The 12,925-nt window shown below is 70.8% G+C and carries 13 protein-coding genes; 2 read left to right on the top strand and 11 right to left on the bottom strand.

The genetic code is table 11. The features are described from left to right. Positions 1-33 precede the first annotated feature (33 nt). Positions 34-993: a 2,3,4,5-tetrahydropyridine-2,6-dicarboxylate N-succinyltransferase gene (gene dapD / locus MMF94_RS21050; RefSeq protein WP_241038899.1), complete on the top strand. Its 960-nt coding sequence runs from the start codon at positions 34-36 to the stop codon at positions 991-993. A gap of 4 nt (positions 994-997) precedes the next feature. On the opposite strand, the gene MMF94_RS21045 is transcribed toward dapD, so the two are convergent. From MMF94_RS21045 to fdxA, 3 genes are read right to left on the bottom strand one after another with little or no spacing between them, the layout of a single operon-like run. Further along, positions 998-2,203, bottom strand: coding sequence for an MFS transporter (locus tag MMF94_RS21045; RefSeq protein ID WP_241038823.1), 1,206 nt, complete (start codon positions 2,201-2,203; stop codon positions 998-1,000). After that, the gene (gene dapC / locus MMF94_RS21040; protein WP_241038822.1) at positions 2,200-3,297 is read right to left on the bottom strand and encodes a succinyldiaminopimelate transaminase; all 1,098 of its coding nucleotides are present in this window, start codon (positions 3,295-3,297) and stop codon (positions 2,200-2,202) included. Before dapC ends, MMF94_RS21045 begins: the two co-directional genes overlap by 4 nt. 31 nt (positions 3,298-3,328) lie before the next feature. Beyond that, entirely contained in the window at positions 3,329-3,655 is a 327-nt protein-coding gene (gene fdxA / locus MMF94_RS21035; protein WP_169396823.1) for a ferredoxin, read from the bottom strand. Positions 3,656-3,768: 113 nt separating this feature from the next. On the opposite strand from fdxA, the gene MMF94_RS21030 reads away from it, so the two are divergent. Beyond that, entirely contained in the window at positions 3,769-4,734 is a 966-nt protein-coding gene (locus MMF94_RS21030; protein WP_338104279.1) for a GNAT family N-acetyltransferase, read from the top strand. A gap of 10 nt (positions 4,735-4,744) precedes the next feature. On the opposite strand, the gene MMF94_RS21025 is transcribed toward MMF94_RS21030, so the two are convergent. From MMF94_RS21025 to MMF94_RS20990, 8 genes are all read right to left on the bottom strand, one after another. Continuing rightward, positions 4,745-5,494, bottom strand: coding sequence for a hypothetical protein (locus tag MMF94_RS21025; RefSeq protein ID WP_241038821.1), 750 nt, complete (start codon positions 5,492-5,494; stop codon positions 4,745-4,747). Next, complete coding sequence (locus MMF94_RS21020; protein WP_241038820.1) at positions 5,487-5,885, bottom strand: hypothetical protein; 399 nt, start codon at positions 5,883-5,885, stop codon at positions 5,487-5,489. Before MMF94_RS21020 ends, MMF94_RS21025 begins: the two co-directional genes overlap by 8 nt. Beyond that, positions 5,878-6,786 (bottom strand): N-acetyl-1-D-myo-inositol-2-amino-2-deoxy-alpha-D-glucopyranoside deacetylase, encoded by a 909-nt coding sequence (mshB, locus tag MMF94_RS21015; protein ID WP_241038819.1) that lies wholly within the window; start codon positions 6,784-6,786, stop codon positions 5,878-5,880. The genes MMF94_RS21020 and mshB overlap by 8 nt, the downstream gene beginning before the upstream one ends. A gap of 84 nt (positions 6,787-6,870) precedes the next feature. After that, positions 6,871-7,926: an ABC transporter ATP-binding protein gene (locus tag MMF94_RS21010; RefSeq protein ID WP_241038818.1), complete on the bottom strand. Its 1,056-nt coding sequence runs from the start codon at positions 7,924-7,926 to the stop codon at positions 6,871-6,873. Beyond that, a complete protein-coding gene (locus MMF94_RS21005; protein WP_241038897.1) occupies positions 7,923-8,969 on the bottom strand; it encodes an ABC transporter ATP-binding protein in 1,047 nt (348 codons plus the stop codon). The genes MMF94_RS21010 and MMF94_RS21005 overlap by 4 nt, the downstream gene beginning before the upstream one ends. A 68-nt stretch (positions 8,970-9,037) precedes the next feature. Further along, positions 9,038-9,991, bottom strand: coding sequence for an ABC transporter permease (locus MMF94_RS21000; RefSeq protein WP_241038817.1), 954 nt, complete (start codon positions 9,989-9,991; stop codon positions 9,038-9,040). Further along, positions 9,984-10,964 (bottom strand): ABC transporter permease, encoded by a 981-nt coding sequence (locus MMF94_RS20995; protein WP_241038816.1) that lies wholly within the window; start codon positions 10,962-10,964, stop codon positions 9,984-9,986. The genes MMF94_RS21000 and MMF94_RS20995 overlap by 8 nt, the downstream gene beginning before the upstream one ends. Before the next feature lie 139 nt (positions 10,965-11,103). Next, positions 11,104-12,852 carry an ABC transporter family substrate-binding protein gene (locus MMF94_RS20990; RefSeq protein ID WP_241038815.1) on the bottom strand — a complete coding sequence of 583 codons (1,749 nt, stop codon included), beginning with the start codon at positions 12,850-12,852 and terminating at the stop codon, positions 11,104-11,106. Positions 12,853-12,925 lie beyond the last annotated feature (73 nt).

Here is a 12,925-nt window from a genome sequence, read left to right as displayed (position 1 = left end):
CGGCCCGCGGTCACCGCCCCGTGCCGGATACCGTTGGCCGCTGTGAGCACCGCACCGCGCCGGGAGGGCGCCTCCGGTACCGGCCTCGCCACCGTCACCGTGCCCACCGACGGCACCGAGGGCGTCGTCCTCGACACCTGGTTCCCCGCGCCGGCACTCGGCGGGCAGGCACCGGACGTCGCGGCCGACCTCGAGCACCTCGTGGGCACCGACGAGGCACGCCGGGTACGCACCGTCGTGGTCCGCACGGCCATCGAGTCGCTCGCCGACCCGCCTGCCGACCCGCACGACGTGTACCTGCGGCTGCACCTGCTCAGCCACCGCATCGTCGCACCCCGCGAGGCGAACCTCGACGGGGTCTTCGGGCTGCTCGCCAACGTCGTGTGGACCGACCAGGGTCCGTGCGCGGTGCCGGGCTTCGAGCTCACCCGCGCCCGCCTGCGCGCCCGCGGGCCGGTCACCGTGCTCGGTGTGGACAAGTTCCCCCGGATGGTCGACTACGTGATCCCCACGGGCGTCAGGATCGCCGACGCCGACCGGGTGCGGCTGGGAGCGCACCTGGCCGAGGGCACCACCGTCATGCACGAGGGCTTCGTCAACTACAACGCGGGCACGCTCGGTGCGTCGATGGTCGAGGGGCGGATCTCGGCGGGCGTCGTCGTCGGTGACGGCTCCGACGTCGGTGGCGGCGCGTCGATCATGGGCACCCTCTCCGGGGGCGGCAAGGCGGTGGTGTCGGTGGGCAAGCGGTGCCTGCTCGGGGCCAACGCCGGGATCGGCATCTCGCTGGGTGACGACTGCGTGGTCGAGGCCGGGCTGTACGTCACCGCGGGCACCAAGGTGGTCCTCCCGTCCGGGGAGACGGCTGCCGCCCGCACCCTGTCCGGGCAGGACGGCATGCTGCTGCGCCGCAACTCGGTGACCGGCGCCGTCGAGGTGCTGGCCCGCACCGGTGAGGGGATCGCACTCAATACCGCCCTGCACCACAACTGACGGGTCAGGCGACCGGTCGGTCGCCGATCCGCCAGATCGCCCAGGCCTGGAGCGCGGCCGCGGCCAGCAGCACCGCGATCGCGGCGGGGAAGCCCTTCGTGAGGTCGATCAGCACTCCCATCAGCAACGGGCCGAGGCCCGCGCTGATGTACCCGACACCGAGCGCGAGCCCGCTGGTGGCCGCGTTCGCCGCACCGTCGGGTGTGCGCCAGGCGATCACGGTGAGGCCGAGCGGGAATCCGGCCCCGACCCCGATGCCCAACAGCACCGCCCACATCCACGGGACGGCGGTACCCGGCATCGGAAACAGCATCACGCCGAGCGTGCCGACCGCGACGCAGCCGAGCGTCAGCCCGGCCCAGAACCGCCAGCGCCGGTGCCGCTCCGCGAGGGTCGGGGCGATGAGAGCAGCGGGGATCTGCGCGACGCTCCACACGGCGAGCAGCAGGCCTGCGCGTTGCGGGCTCCAGCCGTGCGACTCGTAGTACGGCGGCAACCAGGTGATCCAGCCGTAGAACAGCAGTGATGTACCGGCCTGGTAGCAGGCTGCGATGCGGGCGAACCCGTGGCGCCATGGCAGCGGATGACGTACGGCGGTCCGGTCGGGCGCGCCCACGCGCCGCGCCACCGGCACCCAGATCACCACGGCGAGCGCAGCGGGCACGGCCCACACCGCGAGCGAGAACGACCAGCCCCCGAGCGCCGCTGCCAGCGGCACGGCCACGGCGCTCGCGACCGTGGCGCCGATCGCCATCGAGACCACGTAGCCGCCGGTGACGGCGCCTGCCCGCTCCGCGAGATGTTCCTTGACGACACCGGCGAGCAGCACGCCGGCAAGCCCGATACCGAGCCCGACCAGCAGGCTCCCCACGATCAGCGAGGCCAGCGCCGGAACGCCGCGCACCACGCTGCCCAGCGCGAGGATCACGACGGAGACGCCCAGAGCACGTTCCCGGCCGAACCTGGCGCCCAGCGCGGAGCCTGCGAAGGAGCCGACAGCCATCATCAACACGGCGGAGGCCTGCACGAACCCCGCGACACCCGAGGACGTCCCGAGATCTTCGCGGACGGTCTCCAGAAGGGGTGGGTAGCCCGCCAGGGCCGCACGGAGGTTCACCGCGAGGGCGAGCAACCCGAGCAGCACGACGGCCGGCCGGACTGTTCCCGCTCCGGCCCCGCTGGACGACGTTGTCCCGGAGCCGGTGGTCACGCCGCTGGTAACCGCTCCGCCGCCGCCGCGATCCGCTCGTCGGACGCGGTGAGGGCGACCCGCACGTGCTGGGTTCCGGCCGGCCCGTAGAACTCGCCTGGCGCCACCAGGACACCCTGCTTCGCCAGCCTGTGCACCGTCAACCGGGAGTCCTCCCCCGCGGTGGCCCACAGGTACAACCCGGCCTCGGAGTGGTCCACGCGCATGCCGGCGGCCTCCACCGCGGCCCGCAGCGTGGCCCGGCGCCGGACGTAGATCTCGGCCTGCGCCGTCACGTGCGCGTCGTCGGACGTCGCGGCGGCCAGCGCCGCCTGCACCGGCCGCGGGACCATCATGCCGATGTGCTTGCGCAGCTCCAGCAGGCTGGCGACCAGCGCTGGGTCACCCGTGACGAACGAGGCGCGGTAACCGGCCATGTTCGAGGTCTTCGACATGGAGTGCAGGGCCAGCAGGCCCTCGTGGGAGCCACCGCAGACGTCGGGATGCAGCACCGACACCGCACGCTGTTCGGCGGGCGCGAGCGAGAGGTAGCACTCGTCGGACGCCACCACGGCTCCGCGCTCGCGGGCCCACTCCACGACCTTGCGCATGTGCTCGGCCGGCAGCACCCGCCCCGTCGGGTTGGAAGGAGAGTTCAGCCAGACCAGGGCAACCCGCTGCGGACCCAGCGCGATGGTGGAGTCCGAGCGGACGAAGTCGGCACCGGCCAGCCGGGCACCGACCTCGTAGGTCGGGTAGGCCAGCTCCGGGATCACGACCGTGTCGCCCGCACCGGCGCCCAGCATCGTCGGCAGCCAGGCCACGGTCTCCTTGAGACCGATCGTGGGCACGACCGCGACCGGATCGACCGTGACGCCGAACCGGCGGGCCATGGCGCCCGCGATCGCCTCGCGCAGTGAGTCGGGTCCGTGGGTGGTCGGATAGCCGGGGACGTCCGCAGCCGGGCCGGTGAGCGCTGACCGCACCACGTCCGGAACGGGGTCGACGGGAGTGCCCACCGACAGATCCACGATCCCGCCGGGGTGGGCCTTGGCGAGCTTGGTGTCCTCGGCGAGGGAATCCCAGGGAAAGTCCGGGAGGTCGATCTTCACCATGCTGCAGCGGCTGTCACAGGTTCGAGTCTCCTCACTCGTCGTGCTGCTGCGGCGGCAGGCTCAGCGCGGGCTCGACGTCGCGCTCGACCTTGCCGATCTTCGACGCACCGCCGGGCGAGCCCAGCTCGTCGAAGAAGTCGACATTCGCCTTCGTGTACGCGCTCCACTGCTCGGGGACGTCGTCCTCGTAGTAGATCGCCTCAACGGGGCAGACCGGCTCGCACGCTCCGCAGTCGACACACTCGTCAGGGTGGATGTAGAGCATCCGGCCGCCCTCGTAGATGCAGTCCACCGGACACTCCTCGATGCACGCCTTGTCCAGTAGGTCGACGCAGGGCTCGGCGATCACGTAGGTCACGGGTGGTCCTCCACTCGGGCGTTCAGATGGGTTCCAGTATGTCCCGGCTGCCGTTTCGAGCGGGAGTCGGGGGAGTGTGACGAGGCTCGTACCGGCAGGCGGATCCTGGACAGATGGCGCTGGTGGAGATAGCGAGCGAGCTCATCGGCGAGCGGGTGTCGCTGCGGTACCGGATCGGCGACCGCGACGGCAGGCCGCTCTACACCGACGCCGTCGGCGAGCTCCGTACGGACGGCCCTGGTGCGGTGCTGGTGGAGACCCGGCGCGGCCCCGTCCGCGTCGAGCGCGCCGCCGTGGTCGCCGTGCGCGTCGTGCCACCCGCGCCACCACGACGGGCCCCGCTTGCTGCGGTGACACGGCTCGAGGCCCTCTGCGCGGACGCCTGGCCCGCCGTGGTGGACCGGCCGCTCGGTGCCTGGCGCCTCCGCGCCGCGGACGGCTTCACCGGCCGGGCCAACTCCGCGCTCGCGATCGGGGACCCGGGGATGCCCGTCCCGGCGGCCCTCGACGCCGTGCGCGCCTTCGCCCGCGAGCACGGGATACGGGCACGCGTGCACGTCCCGGTGGGCTCGCCGTGGGACAAGGCGGTGGCGGCCGAGGGCTGGGGGCTCGACGTGGCACACGAGAGGGGCGCTGAGGTCGCGGTGCTGGTGGCGCCGCTGCGGGGCACCCTCGACCCGCGTGTGGAGCTGCCCGAGCGTCCCTCCGACGGGTGGTGGCGGCTGGCGCTCGGCGCCCTCCCGACGGCTGCGCAGCGGCACGTCCTGGATCCGGGCGGCGATCCTCGCACCGCGTTCGGCCAGATCACCGGCCCGGACGGGACGGTCATCGGGTCGGTGCGGGCGACCGTGGTGGAGGACCACCTGCACGTGTCCGTGCTGGAGGTGGCACCGGCGGCACGGCGGCAAGGGCTCGCGACGGTGTTGCTCGCCTCGGCGGCGGAGTGGGGCCGCGAGCACGGCGCGCGCTGGGCAGTGCTGCAGGTGGCGCTGCACAACACGGGGGCGGTGGCGCTCTACGACCGGCTCGGCTACGTGGAGCATCACCAGTACCGCTACCTCGTGCCCCCGGCCGGCTGAGGCTGCCTGGTCACCTGCTCTGCAGGCGCTTCTCGGCCTCACGCGCCGCCCGCTTGAGCCCCGACCACTCACCGAGGTACTTCCCCACCGCTCCGACCACCGGCAGCATCCCGAGGCCCTCGTGCAGGAAGTTCCCGTGCGGGCGCTTGTCCAGCTCGTCCTCCACGGCGAGCAGGGCTCGCCCGAGCCGCCATACCGCGTTCGCTACGCGCCTCACCGTGGGCGGTCGCCCCGGATCGTCGAGGTCGCCGGTCAGTTCGGCGGCGCGCGCGTCGGCAGCGACGTCATCCGCCGTGCTCGGCGGCCGCACCGTCAGATCGCGCTGGAACATCACCCCGCCCAGCAGCTTCACGAGCTCTTCCTCGTCGTGGACGCCGTGCTCACCCGCGATCGCGACGAGCAGCAGCCCCTGCCCCGCGGCGCCGAGCACCTTCGACAGCGGCAGCCGGCTCAGCCACGCTCCGCCCAGCCCGGGAACAGCGGCGACCAGGGTGGTGAACCGGCCGACGCGATGCACCCACCAGCGCGAACGGGCCGGGACGCCCATCGCAGCCCATGCCGCGGTGCCGGGCACCTCGACGGCGGCCACCATGTCGAGCAGCTTCTCCCCCAGTCCGCGCTCGCCGTTGTCGGAGGACAGCACGCGCGCCCGCAGATCGAACGGGTCGGACTCGCGCAGGCCCGTGAGCACCGGACGGGTCGCGCGCACGAACGGCCGTAGCACCGCGACGATCGCCGAGTCGGGGATCGCCTCAGCCACCGTTCCTCCCGTGCTCCGAGTTGAGCACGCTCCGCAGGGCCCACAGCCCCGCCCCGATACCACCGATGACCAGCAGGAGCGATTGCCACGTGGCGGGCAGCATCACGTCACCGCCCGGACCGGTGAGACCGAGTACCGCGACTGCGACCACCCACGCCAGCAGCGGCGCCCCCGCCCGTGACGGCCGTGGGTCGACCTCGGCGGCCCGGAACACGAGCCACGGCACGATCAGCACCGAGAGCACCACGCCCACCGGCACCGGCACACCACCTGCGTAGAGCGGCGTCAGCACCAACCCCAACGCGCCCAGCAACACGCCGTCGAGGACGAGCAGCCCGAGCACGGCGCCGTCGGACGTCGTGGGCGGCCCAGGCTTCACGGGCTCACTCATCGCCGTCGCCGGACCCATCGCCGGCACCGGCATCGGCGAAGAGGTCCTCGATCAGATCCTTCGCGGGCCCACCGGCGTCGTCGGCCGCCACGTACTCCTCCACGTCGAGCAGCGGTTGGGCAACGAGGTTGCTCATGGCGAGCGCGATGACGTCGCCGCTGTCCCAGAGCGCGATCTGGGTGGCGTGGGCCCGCATGGCCGCGATTCGTGCCCGGCGCTGCCCACTGACGTCGACGCGCGCGCTGATCGCCTTGTCGGGCACGCTGGGCAGCTCGTCGGGCACTGGCAGGCGGAACGGCAGCCCGGTGGCCGTGGCGAGTGTGGCCAGCCCGGCGTCGAGTGTGGAGCGGGCGATCACGCTGAAGTACAGTTTGGCCGGCACGCGCGCCACCGCGGCCACGGTGATCTCGTGGGCGCGGACGTGGTCGGGATGGCCGTAGCCGCCGTCGGCCGCGTACGTCACCACCACCTGGGGGCGCACCTCGTCCAGCACCGCGACCAGCGCGTCCACCTGTTCTGCGAACGACTCCGGGCGCGCGAACGCCCGCGGATGCAGGTGCTCCGGTGTGGCGGCACGGACACCGTGGCCTGCGAGTGCCATGCCCGAGTCGCGCCAACGCCCCACGCCGCCGAGGAACCGGTGGTCCCGCACGCCCAGTGCGGCGCAGGCGCCGGCGAGCTCACCGATCCGGTAGCCGCCGAGCTGGTCGGACTCGTCGGGGGCGAGCAGTGCGAGCTCCGGCGGGATCACCTCGCCCTGCTCGCCGAGAGTGCAGGTCACCACGGTGACCGAGGTGTCCGCCTCGGCCGCGTAGCGCGCGATCGTGCCGCCGGTGGCGAGCGTCTCGTCATCCGGGTGGGCGTGCACCAGCAGCAGCCGGCGCCGGGGAACGAGCGTCACGAGCGCACTCTACGGGCGGCCCCGGCGGTGCGCTGATCACGCCGCCCGCCGGGCCCCGTCGCCGGTCGAACGCTCGCTCCCACGTCAGATCAGGCTCTTGCGCTCCGCGTAGTGGCACGCAGCCGGGTGGCCCTGGCCGCGGTCCACCAACTGCGGGATCTCGTCCACACACCGGCTGCGCTCGGCGTCGCTCAGCTCAGCGGCGAACTTCGGGCAGCGCGTGCGGAACCGGCACCCGCTGGGCGGGTCGGCCGGGCTGGGCACGTCGCCGACCACCGTGATCCGCTCCCTGGCCCGCTGCTTGCGCGGGTCGGGCAGCGGGATCGCCGAGATGAGCGCCTGGGTGTAGGGGTGTGCGGGGCCCTCGAACAGCTCGCTCGCCGTGCCCGTCTCCACGATCCGCCCCAGGTACATGACGGCGATCCGGTTGGCGATGTGGCGCACCACCGACAGGTCGTGCGAGACGAACAGGTAGGACAGGCCCAGCTCGGCCTGCAGCTCGTCGAGCAGGTTGAGCACGCCCGCCTGGATCGAGACGTCGAGGGCGGACACCGGCTCGTCGAGCACGAGCACCTTGGGCCGCAGGGCGAGCGCACGGGCCACCCCGATCCGCTGGCGCTGCCCGCCGGAGAACTCGTGCGGGAACCGGTTGCCGTGCTCGGGCTTGAGCCCGACCGTGCGCAACAGGTCCTGCACCGCGGTGCGTCCGCCCCGGTCGTACCGGTCGTGGATGCGCAGCGGCTCGGCCACGATCTCGTTCACCGGCATCCGCGGATCGAGCGACGCGTAAGGGTCCTGGAACACGATCTGCAGGTCCTGGCGCAGCGCGCGCATCTTCTTCGGCGGCAGCGTGGTGAGGTTGGTGCCGTCGTAGAGCACCTCGCCCGACGTGGCCTCGATGAGATTCAGGACCATCCGCGCCGTGGTCGACTTGCCACAGCCCGACTCGCCGACCAGCCCGAGCGTCTCGCCACGACCGAGGTCGAACGACACGTCACACACGGCGTGCACCGTGCCGACCTGGCGGCGGATGAGACCCGTCGAACGGATCGGGAAGTGCTTGACCAGGTTGCGGGCCGACAGGATCGGCTCGGAACCGGCAGGGGACGAACCACCCTGGTCTATCGCCGGCGCTGTCATGCTTGCCCCTCGTCCTCGCTCACGAAGTGCGCGAGCGCCTCCGTGTCGACCACCTCGGTCTCGAACACGTCGCCAGGGCTCGCGCCGACGAGGGCGTCGGAGCGGTGGCAGGCAGCGAGGTGACCGGGCCCCGTGGTGATCTCCAGGTTCGGCTCGACCTCGTCGCAGATGGCCACGGCCAGCGGGCAACGCGGGGTGAACGGGCACCCCGGCGGCATGTTGACCACGGAGGGCGGCGAACCCTCGATCGGGGTGAGCCGCTCGCTGGGCCGGTCGAGCCGTGGCAGGCTGCCCAGCAGCCCGAACGTGTAAGGCATCCGCGGGGTGTAGAACACGTCCTCCGCGGTGCCGACCTCCACCAGCTTGCCCGCGTACATCACCATCACGCGGTCGGCCTGGCCTGCGATGACGCCGAGGTCGTGCGTGATCAGCACCATCGCGGCGCCGGTCTCCTGCTGCGCGAGCTGCAGGGCGTCCATGATCTGCGCCTGCACCGTGACGTCGAGCGCGGTGGTGGGCTCGTCGGCGATGATCACGTCGGGGTCGTTGGCCATCGCGATCGCGATCACCACGCGCTGGCGCATCCCGCCCGACATCTCGTGCGGGTAGTTCTCCAGGCGCTGGCGCGGGTTCGGGATGCGCACCGTGTCGAGCAGTTCGGCGGCCCGGTCAAGGGCGGCGGCCTTGCTGACGTCGTGGTGCGCGCGGACGGCCTCGGCGATCTGGTAGCCCACCGAGTACACCGGGTTCAGCGACGTCATGGGGTCCTGGAAGATCATCGCCACGCTGCGCCCGCGCACCGTGTTCAGTTCCGACTCCGGCGCGCCCAGCAGCTCCTTGCCCCGGAAGCGCACCGAACCCGACACCTGCGCGTTGCCCGGCAGCAGCCCCATCACCGCGAGCGAGGTGACGGACTTGCCGGAGCCGGACTCCCCGACGATCCCGAGGACCTCTCCGGCGCGCAGCCCGTAGCTGACTCCGCGCACCGCCTGCACCAGGCCGTCGTCGCTCGGGAAGCCGACGGTGAGGTCGCTGACCTCCAGTACGAGCTCGTGTGCGGCACCGTTTCGCCGAGTGGTCGCGGTGGTCGAGACGGCGAGGGGGTCCTCCGTCACTGGCGCACCTTCCTCTGCTGCGGGTCGAGCGCGTCGCGCAGACCGTCACCGATGAAGTTGATGGTGAGGGCGATCAGGATGATGAACAGCCCGGGGAAGTAGAAGAGCCACGGCCGGGTGGTGAGCGCCGTCTGTGCCTGGCTGACGAGCAGGCCGAGCGACGTGTCGGGGGTCTGCACGCCGAAGCCCAGGTAGGACAGCGCCGTCTCCAGGAGGATGGCGAGCGCGACGAGAATCGTCAGGTTGACCAGAATCGCGCCGAGCGCATTGGGCACGAGGTGACGCACGATGATGCGGGTGTTCGTGGCACCGAGCGCTCGGGCGGCTTCGATGTACTCCTTCTCCCGCAGCGACAGCACCACTCCGCGGGAGACGCGCGAGACGTACGGGGCGTAGAGCACCGCGATGACCAGCGCGATGAGGTACCAGGTGCCGCCGAAGTTGTGCGCGAGCATCGCCGCCACCGCGATCAGCGGCAGGGTCAGCACAAGGTCGGCGAGACGCATGAGCAAGGAGTCGGTGCGGCCACCGAAGTAGCCCGCGAGCGAACCCCAGATGGTGCCGACCACCGTGGCGAACACCGCGACGGACACCGCCACCTGCAGGGAGATCCGGGTACCGCGCAGAACCTCCGCGAACTGGTCCTTGCCCACGGAGTCGGTGCCGAAGGGGTGGTCGAGCGACGGGGGCTGGGAGTTGTCCGGGGTGATGTCACCCGCCTGGTAGTGCCAGAGCCACCCGCCCACGTAAGCGAGCAGCACCAGGAACACCAGGACGACGAGGCTGATCATCGCTGCCCGGTGCTGCAGGAACCGCCGCAGCACCAGCTGCGCCTGGCTGCGCTCGGCCACGGTGAACTCGCGCTCGGCCGCACGCTCCCGGCCGGGGCCGGGGCCGGGGCCGGGGGCCGGCACGGGCGGTGTCTCCGGCGTCGGGGCTACCTCACGCATAGCGGATCCTGGGGTCGAGTACGCCGTAGAGCAGGTCGGCGATCAGATTGAACAACACGACGATGACTCCGGTGAGGAGCAGCCACGACGAGGCGGCGTAGACGTCCTCGGTGCGGATGGCGTTCAGCAGGAAGTCGCCCATGCCCTTCCACTGGAAGACGGTTTCCGTGACGACCGCGCCACCGATGATGGAGGCGATGTCCAGCGCGGTGACCGTGGTGAGCGGGATGAGCGCCGTCCGCAGAGCGTGCTTGACCATGACCGTGCGGCGCGAGAGCCCCTTCGACCGGGCCAGCCGCACGTAGTCGCTGTTCATCACCTCGAGCATCGAGGCGCGCGTGAACCGGCTCCAGGACGCGTAGGAGATCAGGGCGAGCGCGATGGTGGGCAGCACCATGTGCCCGAGCACGTCGACGATCTGCGCGCCGGTGCCCGCTGGTGGTGGGATCGACGTAGCGCCGATCGTGTAGATCACCTGGGCGTCGACGGCCTTGTTGAACTCGATCCCGCCCTGCTTGAGCAGGATGGCGAGCCAGAACGACGGCATGGCGAGGAACAGGAAGCCGAGGAACGTGGTGGTGTAGTCGGTGGCCGTGTACTGCTTCACGGCGCTCAGCACACCTACGACCACGGCGAGGATCAGCGCGATCACCATCGCGAGCGCGATCAGCCGGATCGTCACCCAGAACCGGGTGCCGAGCTCGGCACCGATGTTCTGGGTGGAGATGACCGACGGGCCGAAGTCTCCGTGGAGCAGACCGCCCAACCAGGAGAAGTAGCGAGGGATCAGCGGCTGGTCGAGGTGCAGCCGCGCCGTCTCGGCGGCGATGACGTTGGGGGGCGCCGGTGGGTTCCTCTCCAGGAGCGGCGCCAGTGGGTTGCCGGAGCTGACGCCCAGCGCGAACACGATGAACGAGGCGAGCAGCAGGATCGGGATCGATATGAGGATCCTGCGCACGGCGAAAGCGAGCATGGAGGTCGTCCTGCTTCTTCCGGGCGGGAGGGCGGCCGGTGGGCGGCTGCAGGTGAGCACCGCCCTTGTTGACTAGTCAAGGCTACGACCCGGTGGGGTACCCGTGACGGCCGGCCGTCACGGGTACCCCACGGGTAGGTCAACTGGAGGTCTTGATGCCCCACTCCGACAGGTTGTAGGTGATGCCGTCGAGCGAGGAGTTGTTGCGGACGTTGCCGATATTGTTCTGCACCGCGGCCAGCGTCGGCTTCTGGTACAGCGGCAGCACGTACGCGTCCGCGGACAGCATCTCGTCGGCCTGGTTGAGCTTGGCCGTGGCCTCGGACGGGTCGGTGGACGCCGCCGCCTCGTTGATCAGCTGGTCCATCGCGGGGTTCTGGTACTTGCCGTAGTTGCTGCCCGAGTTCGACAGCCACAACTGCTGCGCACCGCCGAAGGGGTACGGCGACTGGATCCAGCCGAACACGATCACGTCGTAGTCACCCGACGAGGTCGTGTCACCGAGCGAGTCGGTGGTGGTGATGTCGATATTCACACCCAGCTGCTTGGCGTAGCCGGCGAAGAGCTCGCACTCGTTCTGCCGCACGGCGTTGCCCGTGGTGTAGCGCATGCGCAGCGCCGGGACGGCCTGGCCGTCCGGGGCCACCAGCGCGGTGCCGACGCCGGTGTAACCCGCGTCGGTGAGGATCTTCTTCGCCGCCTCGATGTCACCGGTGCCCTGGCCGGTGGCGGTGATGTTGTCCTGGTAGCCGTCCTGCTGCGGGATGAACATGTGGTTGTTCAGGGGCTTGATGTCCTTGTTGAACTGCCCCACCGTCTTGTCGATGATCTCCTGGCGGTTCACCGCAGTGAACAGGGCCTGGCGCAGCGCCTTGTCGGCCAGGAACTTGTTCTGCAGGTTGAAGTCGAAGTGCTCCCAGGACAGACCCTGCCCCTGGTACTGCGAGACGTTCGGGATCTGCTGCAGCTGCGACACGAGGTCAACCTGCGGCTGCGGGAACAGCACCTGGACCTCGTTGTTCTGCAGCGCGATCGGCTCCTGTGTGGCGTCGGTGATGACCCGGAGGATGACCTGGTCCAGCTTGGGCTTGGTAGCGCCGTACCACTTCGGGTTGGGCACCAGCGTCAACGCCACGTTGTTCTGCCAGTTCTGCACCTGGAAGGCACCGCCGGACCAGTTCGGCACGGTCGCACCGAAGTAGTCGAACGCCGCCTTCAGGCCGGCCGGGGTGTTGAGGTCACCCTGCTGGGCACCGATGTGCGCGGGGAAGAGCGGGGCGTTCGAGCCGAAGAGGCTCTGCCAGTCGGTGTAGGGCTTGCTGTACGTGACGGCGACCGTCTTGCCGCCGTCGGAGCCGACGACACTGGTGACGAGGTCGTACCCGCCGTTGCCCGCCGTCTCGCAGTCGGGGCAGTCCCTGGTGTTCTGCCACTTCCAGTTCATCACGAAGTCGTCGGCCGCGATCGGCGTGCCGTCGTTCCAGACGGCCTCCGGCTTGATCTTGTACGTGACGGTGAACGGGTTGTCGCTGGTGACCTCGGCCGACGAAAGCAGGTCGGCGTTCATCGTCGACTTGAGGTCGGGCGCCGTGTAGAACGTGTACGGGGTCAACGGCCTGGTGGCCATGCCCGTCCAGTCGACGTTGCCCTCCGAGGAGATGACGTTCCAGTTGTCGATGTTCTTCTCGGACGCAACGGTGACCGTCCCGCCCTGCTGCAGCTGGTCGGCCGGCACCGAGTTGCAGGTGTTCGGGCTCGTCGCGCAGTCGGCGTAGACCCCGCCCTCCGAAGCGTCCTCACTCCCCCCGCCACCGCCACCGCACGCGGCGAGCACCAGCGCCGCCGCCGCGACCACCGCGGCAAGGGACGCAGCCCTCGTTCTGCTCATCGATTCCTGACCTCTCATCTACGGGACCGTCCTGGTCGGACGCTCGCATGCGCCAGGCGACTGACCCGGGTCA

Origin of the sequence: Pseudonocardia alaniniphila (assembly GCF_022524485.1) — a bacterium.
Taxonomy (GTDB): domain Bacteria; phylum Actinomycetota; class Actinomycetes; order Mycobacteriales; family Pseudonocardiaceae; genus Pseudonocardia; species Pseudonocardia alaniniphila.
Note: the sequence above shows the minus strand (reverse complement) of the source record. Positions and strands in the feature narration are given on the sequence as shown.